25 protein-coding genes are annotated in these 20226 nt (G+C 71.5%); 15 read left to right on the plus strand and 10 right to left on the minus strand.

What is annotated here, in order from left to right; all coding sequences use genetic code 11:
- The first annotated feature begins 125 nt into the window (after window positions 1-125).
- The 7 genes from ACFP3V_RS25280 to ACFP3V_RS25310 are packed head-to-tail and all read left to right on the plus strand — an operon-like array spanning window position 126 to window position 6345.
- Window positions 126-1172 carry a zinc-dependent alcohol dehydrogenase gene (locus ACFP3V_RS25280; protein ID WP_380587830.1) on the plus strand — a complete coding sequence of 349 codons (1047 nt, stop codon included), beginning with the start codon at window positions 126-128 and terminating at the stop codon, window positions 1170-1172.
- Window positions 1169-1930 (plus strand): 2-dehydro-3-deoxy-D-gluconate 5-dehydrogenase KduD, encoded by a 762-nt coding sequence (gene kduD, locus ACFP3V_RS25285; protein WP_380587833.1) that lies wholly within the window; start codon window positions 1169-1171, stop codon window positions 1928-1930. Before ACFP3V_RS25280 ends, kduD begins: the two co-directional genes overlap by 4 nt.
- Window positions 1927-2556, plus strand: coding sequence for a bifunctional 4-hydroxy-2-oxoglutarate aldolase/2-dehydro-3-deoxy-phosphogluconate aldolase (locus ACFP3V_RS25290; protein WP_380587836.1), 630 nt, complete (start codon window positions 1927-1929; stop codon window positions 2554-2556). The genes kduD and ACFP3V_RS25290 overlap by 4 nt, the downstream gene beginning before the upstream one ends.
- A 26-nt stretch (window positions 2557-2582) precedes the next feature.
- On the plus strand, window positions 2583-3620 hold the full coding sequence (locus tag ACFP3V_RS25295) for a sugar kinase (RefSeq protein WP_380588063.1): 1038 nt from the start codon (window positions 2583-2585) through the stop codon (window positions 3618-3620).
- Between the two features lie 33 nt (window positions 3621-3653).
- On the plus strand, window positions 3654-4523 hold the full coding sequence (locus tag ACFP3V_RS25300) for a fumarylacetoacetate hydrolase family protein (RefSeq protein ID WP_380587839.1): 870 nt from the start codon (window positions 3654-3656) through the stop codon (window positions 4521-4523).
- Between the two features lie 22 nt (window positions 4524-4545).
- Window positions 4546-5301 (plus strand): SDR family NAD(P)-dependent oxidoreductase, encoded by a 756-nt coding sequence (locus ACFP3V_RS25305; RefSeq protein ID WP_380587842.1) that lies wholly within the window; start codon window positions 4546-4548, stop codon window positions 5299-5301.
- A 36-nt stretch (window positions 5302-5337) separates the two neighbouring features.
- Entirely contained in the window at window positions 5338-6345 is a 1008-nt protein-coding gene (locus tag ACFP3V_RS25310; RefSeq protein WP_380587845.1) for an aldo/keto reductase, read from the plus strand.
- Window positions 6346-6851: 506 nt separating this feature from the next.
- Here the strand turns inward: ACFP3V_RS25310 and ACFP3V_RS25315 are convergent.
- Together ACFP3V_RS25315 and ACFP3V_RS25320 are read right to left on the minus strand one after the other, a co-directional pair.
- Window positions 6852-7103, minus strand: a complete 252-nt coding sequence (locus ACFP3V_RS25315) for a tautomerase family protein (RefSeq protein WP_380587847.1) — start codon at window positions 7101-7103, stop codon at window positions 6852-6854.
- 188 nt (window positions 7104-7291) lie between these two features.
- Window positions 7292-8092, minus strand: coding sequence for an SDR family oxidoreductase (locus ACFP3V_RS25320; protein WP_380587850.1), 801 nt, complete (start codon window positions 8090-8092; stop codon window positions 7292-7294).
- Window positions 8093-8225: 133 nt separating this feature from the next.
- Between ACFP3V_RS25320 and ACFP3V_RS25325 the strand changes: the two genes are divergently transcribed.
- Window positions 8226-9083 (plus strand): helix-turn-helix domain-containing protein, encoded by an 858-nt coding sequence (locus ACFP3V_RS25325; protein ID WP_380587853.1) that lies wholly within the window; start codon window positions 8226-8228, stop codon window positions 9081-9083.
- A gap of 203 nt (window positions 9084-9286) precedes the next feature.
- Here the strand turns inward: ACFP3V_RS25325 and ACFP3V_RS25330 are convergent, their stop codons facing one another.
- The 4 genes from ACFP3V_RS25330 to ACFP3V_RS25345 all read right to left on the minus strand — a co-directional run bounded on the left by ACFP3V_RS25330 (window position 9287) and on the right by ACFP3V_RS25345 (window position 11424).
- Window positions 9287-9664, minus strand: a complete 378-nt coding sequence (locus ACFP3V_RS25330) for a nuclear transport factor 2 family protein (RefSeq protein ID WP_380587856.1) — start codon at window positions 9662-9664, stop codon at window positions 9287-9289.
- A 286-nt stretch (window positions 9665-9950) separates the two neighbouring features.
- The gene (locus ACFP3V_RS25335; RefSeq protein WP_380587859.1) at window positions 9951-10151 is read right to left on the minus strand and encodes a hypothetical protein; all 201 of its coding nucleotides are present in this window, start codon (window positions 10149-10151) and stop codon (window positions 9951-9953) included.
- A gap of 44 nt (window positions 10152-10195) precedes the next feature.
- On the minus strand, window positions 10196-10459 hold the full coding sequence (locus ACFP3V_RS25340) for a hypothetical protein (RefSeq protein WP_380587861.1): 264 nt from the start codon (window positions 10457-10459) through the stop codon (window positions 10196-10198).
- 386 nt (window positions 10460-10845) lie between these two features.
- Window positions 10846-11424 (minus strand): TetR/AcrR family transcriptional regulator, encoded by a 579-nt coding sequence (locus ACFP3V_RS25345; protein WP_380587864.1) that lies wholly within the window; start codon window positions 11422-11424, stop codon window positions 10846-10848.
- A gap of 89 nt (window positions 11425-11513) precedes the next feature.
- Here ACFP3V_RS25345 and ACFP3V_RS25350 point away from each other — a divergent pair, with 89 nt between their 5' ends.
- Complete coding sequence (locus tag ACFP3V_RS25350; RefSeq protein ID WP_380587867.1) at window positions 11514-12395, plus strand: SDR family oxidoreductase; 882 nt, start codon at window positions 11514-11516, stop codon at window positions 12393-12395.
- Between the two features lie 164 nt (window positions 12396-12559).
- On the opposite strand, the gene ACFP3V_RS25355 is transcribed toward ACFP3V_RS25350, so the two are convergent.
- The 3 genes from ACFP3V_RS25355 to ACFP3V_RS25365 all read right to left on the minus strand — a co-directional run bounded on the left by ACFP3V_RS25355 (window position 12560) and on the right by ACFP3V_RS25365 (window position 15032).
- Window positions 12560-12748, minus strand: a complete 189-nt coding sequence (locus ACFP3V_RS25355) for a GNAT family N-acetyltransferase (RefSeq protein ID WP_380587869.1) — start codon at window positions 12746-12748, stop codon at window positions 12560-12562.
- A gap of 297 nt (window positions 12749-13045) precedes the next feature.
- Entirely contained in the window at window positions 13046-13891 is an 846-nt protein-coding gene (locus tag ACFP3V_RS25360) for an oxidoreductase (RefSeq protein WP_380587872.1), read from the minus strand.
- Window positions 13892-14156: 265 nt separating this feature from the next.
- Complete coding sequence (locus ACFP3V_RS25365; protein WP_380587875.1) at window positions 14157-15032, minus strand: LysR family transcriptional regulator; 876 nt, start codon at window positions 15030-15032, stop codon at window positions 14157-14159.
- A 92-nt stretch (window positions 15033-15124) separates the two neighbouring features.
- Between ACFP3V_RS25365 and ACFP3V_RS25370 the strand changes: the two genes are divergently transcribed.
- Window positions 15125-15862 (plus strand): SDR family oxidoreductase, encoded by a 738-nt coding sequence (locus tag ACFP3V_RS25370; RefSeq protein ID WP_380587878.1) that lies wholly within the window; start codon window positions 15125-15127, stop codon window positions 15860-15862.
- A gap of 22 nt (window positions 15863-15884) precedes the next feature.
- Here ACFP3V_RS25370 and ACFP3V_RS25375 read toward each other — a convergent pair whose 3' ends face one another.
- Window positions 15885-16388, minus strand: a complete 504-nt coding sequence (locus ACFP3V_RS25375) for an ArsI/CadI family heavy metal resistance metalloenzyme (protein ID WP_380587881.1) — start codon at window positions 16386-16388, stop codon at window positions 15885-15887.
- Between the two features lie 92 nt (window positions 16389-16480).
- On the opposite strand from ACFP3V_RS25375, the gene ACFP3V_RS25380 reads away from it, so the two are divergent.
- The 5 genes from ACFP3V_RS25380 to ACFP3V_RS25400 all read left to right on the plus strand — a co-directional run bounded on the left by ACFP3V_RS25380 (window position 16481) and on the right by ACFP3V_RS25400 (window position 20137).
- Window positions 16481-16846: a metalloregulator ArsR/SmtB family transcription factor gene (locus tag ACFP3V_RS25380; protein ID WP_380587884.1), complete on the plus strand. Its 366-nt coding sequence runs from the start codon at window positions 16481-16483 to the stop codon at window positions 16844-16846.
- Entirely contained in the window at window positions 16843-17595 is a 753-nt protein-coding gene (locus tag ACFP3V_RS25385; protein WP_380587886.1) for an aquaporin, read from the plus strand. Before ACFP3V_RS25380 ends, ACFP3V_RS25385 begins: the two co-directional genes overlap by 4 nt.
- Window positions 17592-18038, plus strand: a complete 447-nt coding sequence (locus ACFP3V_RS25390; protein ID WP_380587889.1) for an arsenate reductase ArsC — start codon at window positions 17592-17594, stop codon at window positions 18036-18038. The genes ACFP3V_RS25385 and ACFP3V_RS25390 overlap by 4 nt, the downstream gene beginning before the upstream one ends.
- Window positions 18039-18206: 168 nt before the next feature.
- Window positions 18207-19004 carry an SDR family oxidoreductase gene (locus ACFP3V_RS25395; protein ID WP_380587892.1) on the plus strand — a complete coding sequence of 266 codons (798 nt, stop codon included), beginning with the start codon at window positions 18207-18209 and terminating at the stop codon, window positions 19002-19004.
- 302 nt (window positions 19005-19306) lie between these two features.
- On the plus strand, window positions 19307-20137 hold the full coding sequence (locus tag ACFP3V_RS25400; RefSeq protein ID WP_380588066.1) for a GNAT family N-acetyltransferase: 831 nt from the start codon (window positions 19307-19309) through the stop codon (window positions 20135-20137).
- The last annotated feature ends 89 nt before the right edge of the window (window positions 20138-20226 follow it).

Raw genomic sequence — 20226 nt, forward strand, 5'->3', positions numbered from 1 at the left:
CCGGCCCGGCACCGAACGGGCCCCGGCCACACACCGGCGAGCCGCGCATGCCCGCATGCCCCGCCCCGGCCTCTCCCCCACCCCTTGCCAGCACCGCACGCACACAGAGAGGACCTCGAGTCCCCATGAGCACGATCGCGGTCTCCTACACCGCGGCCCGGACCCTGACCACAGGTCCGGCCGACACCGCCCCGCCCGGTCCGGGCGAGGTCGAGATCGAACCCGCCTACGTCGGAATCTGCGGCACCGACCTGCACATCTTCCACGGCGACATGGACGCGCGGGTCACCACGCCCGCCGTGCTCGGCCACGAGATGTCCGGCCGCGTCCTGCGCGTCGGCCCCGGCGTCCGGGGCTGGCAGCCGGGCGATCCGGTCACGGTGATGCCGCTGCGCTGGGACGGCACCTGCCCGGCCTGCCGGCGCGGCCACCAACACGTCTGCCAGAACCTGGACTTCATCGGCATCGACTCGCCGGGCGCCATGCAGCAGCGCTGGGTCGTCCCCGCCGAGACCCTGGTCGCACTCCCCTCCGGCCTCCCCCTGGACGAGGCCGCCCTCGTCGAACCGACGGCGGTCGCCGTCCACGACGTCGCGCGCGCCCAAGTCGCCGCCGGGGAAAGGGTGGTCGTCGTCGGCGGCGGCCCGGTCGGCGTCCTGATCGCACTCGTCGCCCGGGCGGCGGGAGCCGAGGTCCGGGTCGTCGAGGTATCGCCGAGCAGGCGGCGGATGGCCGGTGAACTGGGCCTGACCGCCTGGGACCCGACCGGCTCCGACATCGCCGAGCTGGTGTCCGCCTGGACCGAGGGCGCCGGAGCGGACGTCGCCTTCGAGGTCTCCGGCGCGGCGGCCGGCGTCACCACCGCCGTGGACGTCCTCGCCGTGCGCGGCCGGCTGTGCCAGGTGGCCATCCACCCGGCGCCCCGCGAGGTCAACCTGCACCGCTTCTTCTGGCGCGAGATCACCCTGGTCGGCGCACGCCTCTACGACCGCGGCGACTTCGAGCAGGCCGCGGCCCTGGTGGCCGAGGGCACAGTCCCCGCCAAGGCGCTGATCTCCTCGGTGGTGCCGCTCGGCGAGGCCGCCGCCGCCTTCGAAGAACTGGAAGCCGGCGGCGAGGTCATGAAGATCCTGCTGGACTGCTCCGACACGACGGCCGGAGGTGCGCGGTGAACCCCTTCGACCTCACCGGCAAGCAGGCGGTCGTGACCGGCGCCCGTCGCGGCATCGGCCGCGCCATGGCCCGCGCCCTGGCCGAGGCCGGCGCCGACGTCATCGGCGTCAGCGCCCAGCTGGAGGAGAGCGGCAGCGACGTCGAGAAGGACGTCACCGCCGCGGGCCGCTCCTTCGAAGCGATCCGGGCCGACCTCGCCGACCCGGCAGCCGTCGCGGCCCTGGTCGGCCAACTGGCCGAGCGCGACCGGCCGGTCGACATCCTGGTGAACAACGCCGGCACCATCCGCCGCTCCCCCGCCGCCGAACATCCTTCCGCGGACTGGGACTTGGTCCTGCAGGTCAACCTCACCGCCCAGTTCGCCCTGACCCAGGCGGTCGGCGGGGCCATGGTCCGACGCGGCCACGGAAAGATCATCTTCACGGCCTCGCTGCTGAGCTTCCAGGGCGGCATCACCGTGCCCGGCTACACCGCCGCCAAGCACGGCGTCGCCGGCCTCACCAAGGCGCTCGCCAACGAGTGGGCCGGACGCGGCGTCAACGTCAACGCGATCGCCCCCGGCTACATCGCCACCGACAACACCCAGGCCCTCCAGGACGATCCGGCGCGCAGCGCCGCCATCCTCGACCGCATCCCGGCCGGACGCTGGGGCCGGGCCGACGACCTCGCCGGCGCGACCGTGTTCCTCGCCTCGCCGGCGTCGGACTACGTCCACGGCACCGTCCTGCCGGTCGACGGCGGATGGCTGGGCCGATGAGCCGGGAGTTCGACGCCCTTCTGTCCGGGACGCGCATCATCCCGGTGATCACCCTGCACTCGGCGGCGTCCGCCCAGCCGCTCGCCCAGGCCCTGTCCGACGGGGGCATCAGGTGCGCGGAGGTGACCCTGCGCACCCCCGCCTCCGAGGACGCCCTGCGCGCCATGGCAGAGCACCCGGATCTGGTGGTGGGCGCGGGCACGGTGCTTGACGCGGCCCAGGCCGAACGGGCCGTCGAGGCAGGCGCCCGCTTCGTCGTCTCCCCCGGTCTCGACACCGGCATCGCCGATCGGTGCCGGTCCCTCGGCGTTCCGTACCTGCCCGGCACCGCCACCGCCGGCGAGCTGATGCACGCCCTCAAACTGGGGCGGACCGCCGTCAAACTCTTCCCCGCCGAGCAACTCGGCGGGCTGGACCTCCTCAACGCCCTGGCAGCGCCCTTCACACAGGCCCGCTTCATCCCCACGGGAGGAATCAGCCCCGAACGCATGCCGCACTACCTCGCCCACCCGGCGGTCCTGGCGGTCGGCGGCAGCTGGATCACCCCGGCCGCTCTGCTCGACAGCGGCGACTACGACGGCATCCGACGCCTCGCCGCGCAGGCGGTGGAACGGAGCCGACCATGACGACGCGCCCGCTCGCCACCCGACCCGTGGGCGACGTCATCGCCCTGGGCGAGGTGATGCTGCGCCTCGACCCCGGCGAGGGGCGCATCCGCACCGCCCGCAGCTTCCAGGTGTGGGAAGGCGGCGGCGAGTACAACGTCGCCCGAGGCCTGCGCCGCTGCTTCGGCCTGGAGACCGCGGTGGTCACCGCCCTGGTCGACAACGAGATCGGCCGACTGGTGGAAGACCTCATCCTGCAGGGCGGGGTGAACACCTCGCTCATCCGCTGGGAACCGGCCGACGGCGTCGGCCAGAAGGCGCGCAACGGTCTCAACTTCGTGGAACGCGGCTTCGGCGTGCGCGGGGCGCTCGGCGTCAGCGACCGGGCGAACACCGCCGTCTCCCAGCTGCGGCCCGGGCAGATCGACTGGGACTCGATCTTCGCCACGGGACCGCGCTGGCTGCACACCGGCGGCGTGTTCGCGGCCCTGTCCGACTCCACCGCGGAGGTGGCGGAGGAAGCGATGACCGCGGCGAAGCGCTGCGGCCTGACCGTCTCCTACGACCCCAACTACCGGCCCAGCCTGTGGCACGGGCGAGGCGGGGCGCCGCGGGCACGGGAGACCGACCTGCGCCTGGCCAGGCACGCCGACGTCGTGGTCGGCGCACTCCAGCTCGCCGACTCCCCCGCCGACGGGCCCCGCATCACCGCCGCCGAAGTCCCGGATGCGTTTGCCGAGATCGCCAAGCTCCTGCCCGACGCCCGCATACTGGCGACCACTTTGCGCACCGTCCGCTCGGCCGGCGTCAACGACTGGTCGGCGGCCGCCTGGTCGCCGGAGACCGGTTACCTCACCGGACCCGACCTGCGCGGACTGCAGGTCCTCGACCGGATCGGCTCGGGCGACGGCTTCGCCGCCGGCCTCATCTACGGGCTGATCACCGGTGCCGGTCTCGCTCGCGCACTCGCCTACGGCACGGCACACGGCGCGCTGGCGATGACCACGCCCGGCGACACCTCCATGGCCTCCCTCGCCGACGTCGAGGCCCTCATCACCCAGACGCCCAGCAGCGTCAGACGATGACCCACCCCCCATCTCCCGCGAAGAGGATGCTCGATGAAACTCCTGCGACTCGGGCCCCCCGGGGCTGAACGGCCCGCCGTACTGGACGCCGCCCCGGACGGACGCGACCGGTACCTCGGCCTCGACGGCATCACCGACGACATCGACGGCGCCTTCCTCGCCTCGGACGGACCCCGCCGCGTACGGGAGGCGCTCCCCGCGGGCTCCCTCCCTGAACTGGCCGCCCCCGCCGACGGCTGGCGGATCGGCGCTCCCGTGGCCCGGCCGGGCAAGGTGATCTGCATCGGTCTGAACTACCGCGACCACGCGGAGGAGACCGGGGCGACGATCCCCCAGCGGCCGGTGGTGTTCATGAAGGACCCCGCAACCGTGGTCGGCCCCTTTGACGACGTGCTCATCCCGCGCGGCTCCCGGAAGACCGACTGGGAGGTGGAGCTCGCGGTCGTGATCGGCCGACGAGCCCGGTACCTGGACTCCCGGCAGGACGCACTGGCCTGCGTGGCCGGCTACGCGATCAGCAACGACGTCTCCGAGCGCGAGTTCCAACTCGAGTTCTCCAGCCAGTGGGACCTGGGCAAGTCCTGCGAGACCTTCAACCCGCTGGGCCCCTGGCTGGTCACCGCGGACGAGATCGGCGACCCGCAGGCCCTCGGCCTGCGCCTGTCCGTCGACGGGGTGCCGCGGCAGGACGGACACACCAAGAACATGATCTTCGACGTCGCCGAGATCGTCCGCTATCTGAGCCAGTACCTGGTCCTGGAGCCCGGCGACGTCATCAACACCGGCACCCCCGCCGGCGTGGCCCTCGGCCTGCCCGACCGGCCCTATCTGCGTCCCGGTCAGACCGTCACGCTGGAGATCGAGCGGCTCGGTCACCAGCGCCAGACCTTCCGACAGGCCTGAACACCCAAGGGAGAGAGGACACATGAGCGAGCTCCAGGGCCTGCGCGCCGTCGTCACCGGTGGCGCCTCCGGGATCGGACTGGCCACCGCCCAACTGCTGCGTGCACGAGGCGCCGACGTCAGCGTGCTGGACCTCCACGGCAACGCCGTCGAACCACCGCTGCGCGGCTTCGTCGCGGACGTGGGCGACGACGACAGCGTCCGGGCCGGCCTCGGCGCTGCCGTCTCTTCGATGGGCGGGCTGGACATCCTGGTCAACTGCGCGGCCATCGGCGCCGTCGGAACGGTCGAGGACCAGGACGACGCCCAGTGGCACCGGATGCTGGACGTCAACGTCCTCGGCGTCGTGCGCTGCACCCGCGCCGCCCTCCCCCATCTGCGCGCCTCCGGCCAGGCCTCGGTGGTGAACGTCTGCTCGATCGCCGCGATCGCCGGCATCCCCCAACGGGCGGCCTACTCAGCAGCCAAGGGCGCCGTGCTCTCACTGACCCTGGCCATGGCCGCCGACCACGTCCGCGAGGGCATCCGGTTCAACTGCGTCACCCCGGGCACGGTCGACACCCCCTGGGTCGGCCGCCTCCTCGCCGCCAGCGAGGACCCGGCCGCCGAGCGCGCCGCGCTCAACGCCCGTCAGCCGCACGGGCGCCTGGTCAGGCCGGAGGAGGTCGCCGCCGCCATCGCCTACCTGGCGAGCCCGCTCGCCGGATCGACCACCGGCATCTCGCTCTCCGTCGACGGCGGCATGGCCGGACTACGCCTGCGCCCGGCAGACCGCTGAACCATCGCCGCCCCCTCACGAAAGGCAGCCCCACCCATGCGGACCACCAGGCTCGGGCGCACGGACGTCCGGATCAGCGAGCTGGCCTTCGGCGCCGCCGCGATCGGCAACCTCTTCACCCCGGTGACTGACGAGGAGGCCCTCGCCGCGGTCGACGCCGCCTGGGACTGCGGCATCCGCTACTTCGACACCGCGCCGCACTACGGCCTGGGCCTGTCCGAACGGCGTCTGGGAAGCGCCCTGCGCTCCCGCCCACGCGCGGAGTACGCCGTGTCCACCAAGGTCGGCCGCCTGCTGCTGCCCAAGGACGGCCCGGTCGGCAGCGACCTCGCAGACGGCTTCGATGTCCCGGCGACGCACGAGCGGGTCTGGGACTTCAGCGCCGACGGCGTGCGCCGCAGTATCGAGGAGAGCCTCGACCGGCTGGGCCTCGACCGGATCGACGTCGTCTACCTGCACGATCCCGACCACCACGAGAAGGAGGCCTTCGGTACCGCCTATCCCGAGCTGGAACGCCTTCGTTCGGAGGGGATGGTCGGCGCGATCGGCGCGGGCATGAACCAGACGCGGATGCTGGACCGCTTCGTGCGGGAAACGGACGTGGACGTGGTCCTGCTGGCCGGACGCTACTCCCTGCTGGACCAGACCGGCCTCGACTCGCTCCTTCCGGCGGCCGCCCGGCGCGGGGTCTCCGTGGTGGTCGGAGGTGTCTTCAACTCCGGTCTGCTGGCCGACCCCAGGCCCGGCGCGACCTTCGAGTACGCCCCCGTCTCCCCCGAGCTCCTGGAACGCGCCCTGCGACTCAAGGAGCTGTGCGAGGACGACGGCGTACCGCTGCGGGCGGCAGCGCTGCAGTTCCCTCTCGGCCACCCGGCCGTCGCCGGCGTGCTGGTCGGCGCGCGCAGCGCGGTGGAGGTCCGCGACGCGGCGGCGATGGCCGCGGTGGACATCCCGGCGCGGCTGTGGCGCAGACTCCGCGCCGAGGGCCACCTGCCCGACGACGCACCGCTCCTGGCGCCTGCGCAGACCAGCGAGGGCGTCTGACGCGAATCGCGCAGGCCATGGCGCTCGGTCATGGCTTTGCGCCGGTACGTGGTGACGCAACCAAGTGGACGTGGAGGTTGTCGACGACGTGTCGGCCCGTGCGGGTACGACGTCGGGATTCGGGTTCCATCGAGGTGACATCAACCTCAGGCAGAGTCGTGATCAAGAGTGGGGAACTCGCGTAAGAGCAGCGGCAGTTCAGGCACCGCGCCCGGCTGTCGCCGACTCCTGCGCAGGTCCGGCTCATGGACGACCAGGGCCACGCCGCACGCACGACCTGGAACCTGCTGCACGATTTCTGGACGATGACGCCGAAGGGCCGCCGCAGTCTCAAAGCGGCGGACGAGGCGATCCGGCAGGCCCGCAAGGAGATCGACTGGCTCGGCGTAAGCCGGCGGGCCTCGCGGCCAGCCGGGCCAGTGCCGGTTCGACCCGACCGTCGACGGCACGCCGACGCGGGCGGCGAGAAGGGTTCGCCGCCCGCCGCGTTGCTCCGATCCCCGCCGCTATTCCTCACCCTCGGTCGGGACGTCCGGCCTGCCGCCCCCCTCCGCACCGCCCTGCAGCACGGCAAGTGTCAGCACCTGGTCGGCGATGCCCCAGCCGCCGTCGGCGACCTCTTCGACCAGCACCATCGTGCCGCCCCGCGCCCGTTCTCCGTAGATCTCGACATACAACTCGGTCGTGCGGTGGATGATCTTCTCCTTCTGCTCGGCGTCGAGAGTGCCGGCAGGGACCTTGAAGTTCGCGAATGGCATCGTGCGGTTCCGCTTCTCTCTGTCGTGGTTGTGTCAGTGGCTGGTGGGATTGGGCCAGCAGGTCTGCCGCTCCGATGCAGCAGCAGGGGCTCTCCGCGGATGCGGTCATGGGCGGCGGACGTGACGCCCGGCGCTTCCCAGCGTCCGACGGCCGGGGGCGCCAATCCGGTTGGCAGGCCGTTCCGCCCTCAGATCATGCCGCCGTTCGCGCGCACGACCTGCCCGTTGACCCAGTGACCTGCCGGCCCGGCCAAGAACGCCACCACCTCGGCGATGTCCTCCGGCGTGCCCAGGCGCTCCAGAGGTGACTGCGCGGCCAACTGGTTGACGAGTTCCTCGCTCTTGCCCTCCAGGAACATGTCCGTGGCGGTCGGGCCGGGTGCGATGGTGTTGACGGTGATGTTCCGGCCGCGAAGCTCCCGCGCCAGGATCAGCGTCAGTGCCTCCACAGCGCCTTTGCTCGCCGCGTAGGCGCCGTAGGTGGGGAACTGCGTGCCGACCACCGACGTGGAGAAGGTGATCAGCGATCCGCCGGGGCGCAGCCGCCGTGCCGCTTGCTGCGCGACGACGAACGTGCCGCGGATGTTGGTGCGATGCACCGCGTCCAGCACGGCCAGGTCCAGGTCCGCCACGGTGGACAGCGCCATCCGGCCGGCTGCGTTGACCACGGCGTCGACCCCGCCGAAGCGGGTCTCGGCCTGGTCGAAGAGCTGGGCCATCGCAGTCTCGTCGGCGACGTCGGCCTGGAAGGCCAGGGCTTGGCCCCCGGCCTCGGTGATCTCCTCGACGGCACGCTCGGCCAGGTCGGCACGGCCTGCGTAGCCGATCGCGACGGCGTACCCGTCGGCGGCCAGCCGGTCGGCCACCGCGCGGCCGATGCCGCGGCTGCCGCCGGTGACGACCGCGACCCGTCGCGTCCCGGCCGTCTGCCGCGACGCCTCACCGACTGCGGGCTCCTGCTCGGCGCCGGGTCCGGTTTGCGTAGTCATGGTGCACTCCGTTGCTTTGCTCGTTCGCTGGACGTCTTCAACCCTGAGGTCGGTGCGCCTGCGGAACCAGTGGCCGTTTACCCAGGGGTCGGGACCCCCTGGCTCAGGGCGCCGCCGTGGTGGACACTGAGGCGTGGATCTTGTGGAGCTGGGTGGTTTCCTCAAATCGCGCCGGGACCGGATCCGGCCGTCGGATGTGGGACTGCCGACCGGTCCCCGACGCCGGGTTCCCGGGCTGCGCCGTGATGAGGTGGCGCAGCTGGCCGGTGCGTCGGTGGACTACTACATCGAGCTGGAGCGCGGGCGGGCACAGCCTTCGGAGCAGATGCTTGCCGCGATTGCGCGGGCGTTGCGGTTGACGCGCGACGAGCGTGACCACCTGTACCACCTGGCCGGGCGCCCGGTTCCGGCGGCGGGCAGCGCAGTCGCGCACGTGCACCCTGGGATGCTGGATCTCCTGGACCGACTTGTCGGGACACCGGCGCGGGTCATCACGGACCTGCATGTGGTCCTGGTTCAGAACTCGCTGGCGCAGGCGCTTCTTGGGGCGGTACCGCCCGGAACGGGGCCGCAGGCCGGTTTCGTGTACCGGTGGTTCACTGATCCGGAGTCCCGGGCGCTGTATCCGGCGGAGGATCATTCCCGGCACTCCGAGAATTTCGTCGCGGACCTGCGTGCCGCCGTGGCGCGCCGGGGTCCCAAGGACCTGGAGTCGGCCGCGATGGTGGCTGAGTTGCTGCGGCGCAGTGCCGAGTTCGCCGAGTTGTGGGGCCGGCACGATGTGGCGGTGCGCCGGATGGATGCCAAGCGCATCGTGCATCCGGTGCTCGGCGTCGTCGAAGTCAACTGTTTGAACTTGCTTGCCGAGGACGGGAGTCAGCGATTGTTGTGGTTCAGTCCTGTGGCCGGTACCGATGCGGCGGAGAAGCTGGAGTTGTTGTCGGTTCTGGGAGTGCAGGATTGGGCTTCGTCAGGGGCGGGGGCCGAGTAGTGCGACGGTTCGACGCCGAAGAACGCACGGCTCGGTCGAAGCGTCCTGGGGACCGGGGCAGGCTTTTGACGACGCGCCCGGCGTCCGTCGGCGACGATGGTGCGGCCCGGGAGGGCCAGGCACCGCCGTAACGGCCGACGTTTGGGATCCTGGGCTCGATCATCCCGCCGGAGTTTGCCGTCGACCGGTGGTCGACGGATGACTCAGGCGGTGACCGGCTCGATCTCCCCCGCGAAGACGATGACCTGGTCGATGAGGCTCCGTCGCAGGTGGACGACGTCCGTTCCCGCCAGGCGGGGGCCTCCCTCAGGCGTGGTGAAGACCCACTGGTACCGCGCCCATTCGTCAGGCATGTCCACAGACGAGCAGCGCACCATCGTGCCGGTTCCCGCCGGGTGGCGCCGGATGTCCAGCACGAACTGCTCGACCGCTCCGATTCCTTCGCTGCGACCCAACGGCCCCCAGAAGACCACGTCCGAGGTCAGGGCCTGGGAGAGCAGCGCAGGCACATGGCTGTCGTCCGAGGCGTTGAACGCGGAGATGAACATGTCGATCGCGAAGCGTGCGGTCTCTTCCTGCATGTCCCAGTAATACCAGCAGCTCCCTGGCGTCGAGGCCGCGAGCTGCGATCGCCCGGTGGGACCGGCTGCCGCTGGCGGCCGGCACCACGCGCATCAACGGGGCGAGGGCTGTCCGGTTCCCCAGGAGTTCGGGAGCGTCCAGGAGGGCGACGGCCGGGCGGTGACCGCAGTCCGGACCGCGGGACCGGACGACCGTACAGGCTCAGAGCCTCGGGTGCGTCCCACAGTGGGGTGGCGCACGTTCACGCCGCTTGCTCTGGGAGCCGCTGTGGCTCAGCCAGTCGGTTCAACCGTGGCGACCGCGTCGCCGGGCGAGCCGCTGCGCCCGGCGTGCCCGCGCCCGCTCCAACACCTCCGGGTGGCGCACCATCCAGAGCTGATAGCTGACCGAGCCGGCAACCAGTGCCACAGCCGCCGTGGCTGCTGTCCCCAGCGACCAGCGGAACATCAGCCACCACACCAGCCCGACCACCAGATCCGTCGCCACGCCGCGATGTGACCGCAGGAGAGCGGTCTTGATCTCCGTACCAGTCACTCGTCTCCGCCGCCCGGTCGGCGACGCGCCTGCTTCGCCGCGTACCTCGCCTCAGCACGCTGCCGAAACGCGGGGTTCCGCTCCCACCACACCGTGTACGCCGCCATCGCCACCGCGAGGACGAAGAAGAAGCCGGTCACCGTCAGGGTCGACGACCACGACCGCTGCCCCACGAACCGCCACATGACGAACACCATGACGTCGAGGGCGAACAGCCGGCCGAACACCGACAACGCCCTCTTGATCTCCGAAGCAGACATGGCCGGACCGTAGCCCTCCGCCAAGGGACAGCACAGGTCCAGCGGCTCATGGAGACCCAACCGTGATCCACAAGCCACCCAAACCGGCAACAACCACCGGCCAACCAAGCTGAAGGCCACCCGGCCGGTCCGCCGCCCCCTGAGAGCCGCGTTCCCCGTAGGTCAGCTCAAGGCATCGACGCTGCAGACGCCTTGGTAGGGCCGTGTCTCCCGGTTGGGTAGGCGCGTGCCACCGACGACGGCGGTGGCCAGGACGCAACACCCCTCATTCGTTGCCCATCCTGCCTGCGCGGATGGGCGGCGCCTTTCCGGACTGCGGTCTGGCCATGTTCTGCCTGGCTTCGCCTGATCTCCTGAGCTTTCACTTGCTGGATCGGGGGCACGGGTCAGCCCAGCGACGCGGTCGCCACCCGCAGCTCTTCCAGGGCCGCCAGGGCGTACGGCGCGAGCGGCTCCTCGTTGTCGCGATCGCTTGCGGACCAGTGCGCGTAGCCCCGTTTGAAGGCCAGGACCCCCAGTTCGCCGGCGAGTTGCGCGGTCGCGGCGGGGACACCGCGGGCGATGAGGGCGTCGGTCATGGCGGCGGCGAGGCCGACGCTCTTCAAGGCGTCGCGTTCTTGCAGTTCGGTGCTGGCCGCGATGGCTGCCTGGAGGCGCGGGCCGAGTTCGCGGTTCACCGGCCCCATGGCGCCCGACGCGCGCTCGAGACCGGCGGCGACCGCCTGCAAGGGGCTGGCGCCGGCGGGGGCTTCGGTGATGCCGTCGGCGAGCAGCCTGCTGAGCGTCTCCTGGCCGGCGACCAGCAGCTCGCGCTTGTCGGAGAAGTGCCGGAAGAAGGTGCTCTTGGTGACGCCGGCGCGCTCGGCGATCTGCGCCACCGTGGTGGCGTCGTAACCCTGCTCGGTGAACAGGTCGACGGCCGCAACGACGAGTCGCTGGGCCGCCCCCGGTTGCCATCTAGCCATGGGAACAGGATAGGTGATGGGACTTTGGTCCCGTCGGCATGTAGAGTCAGTGATGGGACAAGAGTCCCATCACCTTTCAGGGAGACCTCATGCACGTCTTCATCACCGGCGGCACCGGCACCATCGGCTCCGCCGTCGTCGCCGAACTCCTCGGCAACGGCCACACCGTCCTCGCACTGGCCCGCTCGGACCACTCCGCACAGGCGCTGGAGAGCGCCGGCGCCAAGGCGCTGCGCGGAGACCTGTCGGACCTCGACGTCCTGCGGTCCGGCGCCGCCCAGGCCGACGGGGTCATCAGCCTGGCCTTCGGACGCGACTACAACAGCCCGGATGCGCTCGCCCACGCCATCGCCGAAGAGGGCGCCGCTCTCGCCGCACTGGGACAGGAACTCCTCGGAAGCGACCGCCCGATCGTCACTGTCTCGGGCACGCCCTGGGTGCCGGGGCGCCCTGCCACCGAGGCCGATCCGCTGCCGACCGACGGACCCGTCGGCGGTCGAAGCCGCTCGGTCACGGCACTGCTGGATCTCGCCTCCCGCGGCGTGCGCAGCACGGCGGTGCGCATGCCGCGCACGGTCCACAACGAGGGCCGGGGAGGATTCGCCGGCCTGCTGGTCGATGCAGCGCGCCGCACCGGAGTGGCCGGTTACCCGGGCGACGGCGCCCAGCGTTGGCCGGCCGTGCACGCGCTGGACGCAGCCGTCCTGTTCCGCCTGGTTCTCGAATCGGCGCCGGCAGGAACGGCCTGGCACGCCGTCGCCGACGAAGGCGACGCCGTGCGGGACATCGCGACCGTCATCGGCCGACGACTCAACCTGCCGGTCGAGGAAGTCCCGCAAGAGAACTTCGGCCCCTTCGGCCCCATCTTCGCCATGGACCAGCCGGCATCCAGCGCCCACACCCGCAAGGCCCTCGGATGGCAGCCCACGCACCCCAGCCTGATGGAAGACCTGGAGAACATTCAGCCCTGACGCCACTCGACACAGACCAGAGTGAGGTCGGCTGCTTCCCACCGCGCCATCGGTGCCCGTCCGGTCGTCACCCCGGCGCCTTCCGGGTCACGCACCAGCATGTCGCAGCGACTTCGCCGGATGCCTGCTCGACTGCGGTCACTCGGGAGCGGTAGCCGGTCTGGTCAGGCCAGGCGCAGGTCGATATAGGCGACGGTGTCGCCCGGGAGGACGTAGCGGTCGAACTCGACGAAGCCGTGGGCCTCGGCGAAGCCCAGGCCGTCCTCGTTGGAAGCCAGGACCACGGTCTCGATGGTGGTGGCACCCTGCCCGTGCGCATGCTCCAGTGCACGTCGGTAGAGCTGCTCGCCCAAGCCCGGCGGCGGTGCTCGGGGAGGATCCGGGCGATCACGGTGGCGGTGGACGGCCTATCGGTGGCGGGTGGGCGTACCGTGTGCAGCCCACCGGCTCGCCGTGCCGCGCACCGAAGGCCTCCCGGTGCCTCACTCGTCCAAATCGCCAGCCCAGGCAGCGTCCTGAGGCTCCGCCAGCAACCCTTACGTCTCGAGTCATCACGAGGGCCATCACGCGCGCTCCTGCCCGAAGCCGCCCCTTCGGGGCCGCCGCTTCCCCTGCGGCGGCCCCGTTGGTTCCACCTCGCGGCGCCGGCTTCACTGCGTGTCGAAGTCCGTCCCCCGGGAGACTTTCTCCCATGCGGCGAGTTCGGCCCGCACCGCGTCCAGGTGCCGGACGAGGAAGTCCACCGCATCGCCTCCCAGAGCGAGTCGCAGCGGGGTGTTCTCGGCTTCCAGGGCCAGCCGGATCGCCGCTGCCGCCTTTGCCGGGTCCCCGGGCTGGGTTCCGTCGCCCTCCTGCACCAGCTTCCGGGTGGCGCCGACTTTCTCCTCGTACGCGGGGTGCTCCTTGGAGAAGTAGGCTGCGCCCTTGCCGAACAAGTTGGTGCGGAACGCGCCGGGCTCCACGATCAGCACCCTGATGCCGAACGGCCCCACCTCGTCCGCCAGCCCCTCCGACAGCTGCTCCAGCGCCGCCTTGGTCGCGCTGTACGCGGAGAACCCGGCGAACGACAACTGCCCACCGAAACTGCTGATGTTCACGATCGCTCCGCTGCCCCGCTCCCGCATCTGCGGCAACAGCGCCCGCGTCAGCCGCGCCGGGCCGAACACATGCAGCTCGAACAAGTCGCGCAACTCCTGGTCGGTGGTTTCCTCGAACGCCCCGACCTGCGTGCGGCCGGCGTTGTTCACCAGCACATCCACCCGGCCGTAGCGGGCCAGGACATCGGAAGCCACCGCGTCGATCCGCTCGCCATCGGTGACATCCAGGCCGACTGCCTCCATCCGGTCGGGGTACTCGGCGACCAGGTCAGCCAACCCCTCGACGCGTCGTGCCGTGCCGATCACCGTGTCTCCGGCGGTGACCGCGGCCTGGGCGATGGCCCGCCCGAATCCGCTGCTCGCGCCGGTGACCAGCCAGACCTTGCCCTTGTCAGTCATCTGTCCTTCTCCGTCATCCACGACTGTCCGGGGCCCTCCCCCGACGGGTCCCACCTTCCTCGGGATCCGGGACCATGTCCAAGACCTGTCCGCGGCAGAACGCTGCTTGTTCACTCCTGGCGCGACCTCCCTCCGGCTCCGGGGACTCCGGAGCAGGGCTGTGGCCCGTGCAACTGGTGGCGGGGGCACGGGTTCCGTGAAGGCGTGCCGTGGAGGTGCGGCCAACTGCTCGGCCGCGCACGGACGGTGGCCGCTGCCTGGCCCGTCAGAGCCGCGCGGCCGTGCGGACCAGGCTGGCCAGCGCGAGGGAGCGGCTGTGCGCGGGCCAGGCGATGTGGGTCACGACGAGCGGCGCGTCGGTCAACGGGATGGCTGCGTGCTCGGCCCACAGCCAGGAGCGGGCGGAGTCGGGGACGACCGCCACGGTGCGTCCGAGGGCGATCAGTTGGGCCAGTTGCGTCTGGTTGTGGATCTCGGGGCCAGGGCCGGGGGCGTAGGTTCCGTGGCTGGGCCAGCGGGCGAGCGGCAGATCGGGGATGTCCGTGATGTCGGCCAGGGACAGCGTCTCGCGGGCGGCCAGCGGGTGCCCGGCGGGCAGGAGGGCGACCTGCCCCTCGGTCATCAGTGCCTCGCTGTCGAATCCGGCGAGGGAGTTCCACGGCGTGTGCATCAGCGCGACATCGGCGCGCCCGTCGCGGAGCAGCTCCTCCTGCTCGCACATGCCGCACAGCAGCACCTCGACCTCTGCGGCGCCTGGTTCGGCCGCGTAGGCGTCGAGGAGCTTGCGCAGCAGGTCATGGGACGCGGCGGCCTTCACCGCGAGGATCAGCCGGTCGCGGGCACCGGCCGGGCTGTCGGCACCGCCTGCGCGGCGGGTGCGGCGGGCCGCGGCAGCGGTCGCGTCGAGGGCTGCCCGGCCCTCCTGCAAGAGCACTTCGCCGGCATTGGTCAGGCGGACTCCATGGCGATTGCGCTCCAGCAGGCGGACCCCGAGGCGTCGTTCGAGCTGCTGGATCGCTCGCGACAGCGGCGGCTGGGCCATGTCGAGGCGCTGGGCGGCGCGCCCGAAGTGCAGCTCTTCGGCAACGGCCACGAAGTACCTCAACTCGCGTGTTTCCAGGCGGGTTTCGAGGGTTTCCATCAGCGCAGCATACGCGGTGATACCCGGGAGGTATGACAGGGCACCGTATCGGTGTTGGCCGCGTCGCTGGGCCGCGGGCCACCATCCTCAGCATGAGCGAAACGAGGATCGCGCTGGTGACGGGCGCGAACAAGGGAATCGGGTACGAGATCGCGGCCGGGTTGGGGAGCCTCGGGTACCGCGTGGGCGTGGGAGCTCGTGACGCGGCCCGACGCGAAACCGCCGTCGCAAAGCTACGCGCCGCGGGAGTGGACGCCTTCGCGGTACCGCTGGACGTGACCGACGACCGGAGCGTCACCGGGGCCGCGGAACTGGTCGAACGGCTGGCCGGACGCCTTGACGCCCTGGTCAACAACGCCGGCATCTCGGGAGAGATGGGCCCGGGGTGGGTGCAGGACCCGACCGTGCTCGACCTGGAGGTGCTCCGCACGGTCGTGGAGACCAACGTGATGGGTGTCGTCCGGGTGACCAACGCGATGCTGCCACTGCTGCGGCGCTCGGCCTCGCCGCGCATCGTCAATGTCTCCAGTAGCGTCGGCTCCTTGACGCGGCAGGCGGATCCGGACGTCGACGTCGGCCCGATCATGGCGGCCTACGCGCCGTCGAAGACCTTTCTCAACGCCCTCACATTGCAGTACGCGCGACAGTTCGCCGGTACCAACATCCTGATCAACGCCACCTGCCCGGGCCTGGTCGCCACCGACTTCACCGGGTTCCAAGGCCCTCGCACCCCCGAGCAGGGCGCGGCCACGGCGATCCGGCTCGCCACACTGCCCGACGGGGGCCCGAGCGGTGGGTTCTTCGAGGACGAGGGCGTCGTGCCCTGGTGATCCACTGCTGCCTTCCCTGCCGTCAGCTGCCGCAGGCGCATCCGGCGGCGGTCTTGGCCTCGGCGGGAGTGCGGGTGGCGTCGAGGGCCTGCTCGTCGCTGGTGCAGCAGGCGGCGGTGCCGCAGCAGGAGCCGGCGGGCTGGGCCTTGGTCAGGGTGTCGGCGTCGGCCTTGACGACGTAGACCTCCCAGGGCTCCTTGCCGGGGCCGTGGACCCATACCTTGTCCTGCAGGGCGTAGCAGCAGGCGGTGTCGTTCTCTTCGAACGCGGCCAGGCCCGCGTCCTTGAGCCGGGCGGTGGCCGCGGTGACGTCGTCGGTGGTGGCGACTTCGACGCCGAGGTGGTCAAGTCGGGTGTCCTGGCCGGGCTGGCCCTCGATGAGGACGAGCTTGAGCGGCGGCTCGGTGATGGCGAAGTTCGCGTAGCCGGGGCGGCGCTTGGTCGGCTCGGTGCCGAACAGCTTGGAGTAGAAGGCGATCGAGCCTTCCAGGTCGGCGACGTTGAGGGCGAGCTGGACGCGGGACATGGCGGTGCCTCCGGAATCGCAGGGCGACTGTATCGACATCTGTCGATGTAAGGGAGCTTGCCCCCGGATTCGACGTCTGTCAATATCGATCCATGTCGAAGTCAGAGCTTCCGGTGATCCAAGCCGACGCGGTGTGCTGCTCGCCGATGGTCCGCGAGCCGCTGGACGAGCCGGCCGCGCAGGATCTGGCCCGGATGTTCAAGGCCCTCGCGGACCCGGTGCGGCTGCGGCTGCTGTCGCTGATCGCCTCGCACGAGGGCGGCGAGGCCTGCGTGTGCGATCTGACCGGGCCGTTCGACGTGTCCCAGCCGACGATCTCCCACCACCTGAAGGTGCTGCGCGAGGCCGGACTCGTCGGCTCCGAGCGCCGCGGGACGTGGGTGTACTACTGGGTGCTGCCCGCCGCGCTCGGCAAACTGTCCAGCCTCCTCGACATCCCGGCCCAGGTGACGGCATGACCGCAACCCTCCCCCTCGGCAGGCGCGCGACGGCCGAGTTCGTCGGGACGGCCGCGCTGGTCGCGATCGTGGTCGGCTCCGGCATCCAGGCCACCTCGCTTTCCCGCGACGTCGGCGTGCAGCTGCTGGCCAACTCGCTCGCGACGGTGTTCGGCCTCGGCGTGCTGATCGCGCTGCTCGGCCCGGTCTCCGGCGCCCACTTCAACCCGGCCGTCACCCTGGCCAGTTGGTGGACCGGCCGCCGCCACGGCGACGGCCTGAGCCTGCGTGAGACCGGCGTGTACGCCCTCGCCCAGACCGTCGGCGCGATCACTGGTTCGGTTGTCGCGGACGGCATGTTCGCCCAGCCGCTGGTGCGCTTCTCCGGCCATGACCGCTCGGCCCCGCATCTGTGGCTGGGCGAACTGGTGGCGACCGCCGGCCTGGTCGCGCTGGTCTTCGGCCTGGCCCGGATCCGGCGCGACCGCTTCGCCCCGGTCGCGGTCGCCGCCTGGATCGGCGCCGCCTACTGGTTCACCTCCTCCACCAGCTTCGCCAACCCGGCGGTGACCATCGGCCGCGCGTTCACCGACAGCTTCGCCGGGATCGCCCCCGCCTCCGTCCCCGGCTTCCTCATCGCTCAACTCGCCGGGGCTGCCGCGGGCCTGGGCCTGGTCGCGGTTGTGTTCGCCCGCCCCGCGGACAAGCCGGCCACCGACTCGGTTCCCGACGACACCGACGCTCAGCGCGAGCTGACCGTCGCCTTGTGACCACCCCTGTGAAGGACCTGCCTGCTGTGAGTGCCGACCGCCCGTCCGTGTTGTTCGTCTGCGTGCACAACGCGGGCCGGTCCCAGATGGCCGCCGCGTTCCTGACCCACCTCGCCGGCGACCAGGTCGAGGTCCGCTCGGCCGGCTCCGCTCCCGCCGACACCGTCAACCCGGCCGTCGTGGAGGCGATGAAGGAGATCGGCGTCGACATCTCCGCCGAGATCCCGAAGGTGCTGACTACCGAGGCCGTCCAGGCATCCGACGTCGTCATCACCATGGGCTGCGGCGACGCCTGCCCGATCCTCCCCGGCAAGAAGTACCTCGACTGGCAGTTGGAGGACCCCGCCGGCCACGGCCTCGACGCCGTCCGGCCGATCCGCGACGCCATCGAAACGAGGATCCGCGAGCTGATCACCACCCTCGGTGCGAAGGCCCGGACCTGACGGCTTCGCGGTAGCCGCAGCGCGAGCCGCGGGCCCAACGGCACCAGGCGCGGCACGGCGTACTCCCCAACGACCCGGTCGACGCCCGGACGCGGGGTATGTCACAACAGAACTGCCGCGACTGTCCTTCTTCGTGACAGCGAAGCCGCGAGAAGGGAAGACCTCCAGATGGCGACGGAAGCGATCCTGGTCACCGGAGCAACGGGCGTCCTGGGCCGCCACGTGCTGGAGCGGGTACGCGCCACCGGCCGCCCGGCCCGGGCACTCACCCGCCGGACCGCACTGCCGGACGACCCCGCCGTGACCTGGTTCACCGGCGACCTGGCCGCCGGTACGGGTCTCGACGCGGCGTTCGCCGGTGTGGGCACGGTCATCCACTGTGCCGGCGACGCACGCCACTACAAGAACGACCTCCCCGCCTTCCGCCACTTGCTGGAAGCTGCCGAGCGGGCCGGAGTCGGACACGTCGTCAACATCTCGATCGTCGGGATCGACCGCATCCCCCTGCCCTACTACCGGATCAAGCTGGAGGGCGAACGGCTGCTGGCCGCCTCCGGAACGGGCTGGAGCAACCTGCGCGCGACGCAGTTCCCCTCCCTGCTGGACGCTGTGTTCAGCGCGCTGGCCAAATTTCCGGTCCTGCCGATGCTCTCCAAGACCCCGTGCCAGCCGGTCGATCCGGGCGAGGTGGCCGACCGGCTCGTCGAACTCGCCCTGGGCGACCCTGTCGGACACGCCCCGGATGTCGCCGGCCCCGACATCCTGCCCCTCACCGCCCTCGCCCAGCAGTGGCTGCAGGCCGCCGGCCGGCACCGACCCGTCCTGCCGGTACGGGTCCCCGGCCGCCTCGGCGCGGCACTGCGTGCCGGGCACCTGACCGCGCCGGAGCGGGCCGTCGGCACCCGTACCTGGCAGCAGTTCCTGGCCACCAAGAAGACCAACAGCGTTCCGGGCCGCGCGGACTGAGCACCTCGGCCGGCCCGGCACCAGGTCACGGCGCCCCGGGGCTCGCGCGCCCAGCCCCCGGGCAACTCGCCCACCCGCAGCCGCGGGCCCGGCCAGGAACTGCCCCGCTGCGGCGAACTGCCCAAGGACGTCGCGCAGTTGCGGGTGCCTCCCCCACCCTCGTGCCGGCCAGAGCGAGGCGGCCCTGGAGAGCGTCCGGATAGGCGGGCCGAGAGGGACGGTAAATCGGTTGCCGGCCACGGAGGCGGGGTGTCTGATTCCGGGCTGTGACGATTCTGCTGAGTACGCCGACGCCCGACGTCATGCCCGGGGTCATGGCCGCGCTGCGGGAGTGGCAGCACGACGAAGCGCCGATGCAGCTGCATTCCGGGGACATCGGCTGGAACTACCGGTTCGGAACCGCCGCGACGGCCGAGGTGACCCGGGCCTGGAGCCGGGACGGACGGATCGTCGCGGTCGGGATGCTCGACTCGCCGACGCTGGTGCGGCTGGCGGCCGCCCCCGACGTCTCCCGGGACGCGGACCTGGCGCGGCGGCTCGTCGAGGACCTCTCGCGGCCCGAGCGCGGCGTGCTCCCCGAAGGAGCCGTGTCCGTCGAGGCGCCCCAGGGCCTGCTGCTGCACGACCTGTTGACCGAGGAGGGCTGGGACGTCGACGAGCCGTGGACGCCGCTCTTCCGCGACCTCACCGACCCGGTGGAGGACGCAGGCGTGAGGATCCGGGAGATGGGCCTGGAGCAGGCACAGGACTTCGCCGACGTGCTGCGGTCCGCTTTCAACTCCACCAGGCCCACGGCGGCTTACCTGCACGAGTTGTCCGCGGGACCTTTCTCCGCCGATGCCCGGTGTCTGGGTGTCTGCGACGAGCAGGGTGCCTGCGTGGCCGTGGTCACCGTCTGGTCGGCCGGCCCGGGGAGGCCGGGCCTGGTCGAGCCGATGGGCGTCCACGCGGACCACCGCGGTCGCGGCTACGGCCGGGCGATCACCCTCGCCGGGGCCGCCGCGCTGCGGGAGATGGGCTCGTCGAGCGTGCGCGTGTGCACGCCGAGCGCGAACGTCGGCGGCGTCGCCACGTACAAGGCGGCGGGGTTCGTCGCGCAGCCGGAGGTCGCCGACCGGATCCGGAAGGTCTGACGCCGGTCCCCGGGCCTGGCACCTGCGATGCGCCGGCCTCTACGGGTGGACCGTCCAGGCGGCTCCGCCGGGTCGGGACAGGGGCGCCC

This window comes from Streptacidiphilus monticola (assembly GCF_042658505.1).
In the GTDB taxonomy this organism is placed as follows: domain Bacteria; phylum Actinomycetota; class Actinomycetes; order Streptomycetales; family Streptomycetaceae; genus Streptacidiphilus; species Streptacidiphilus monticola.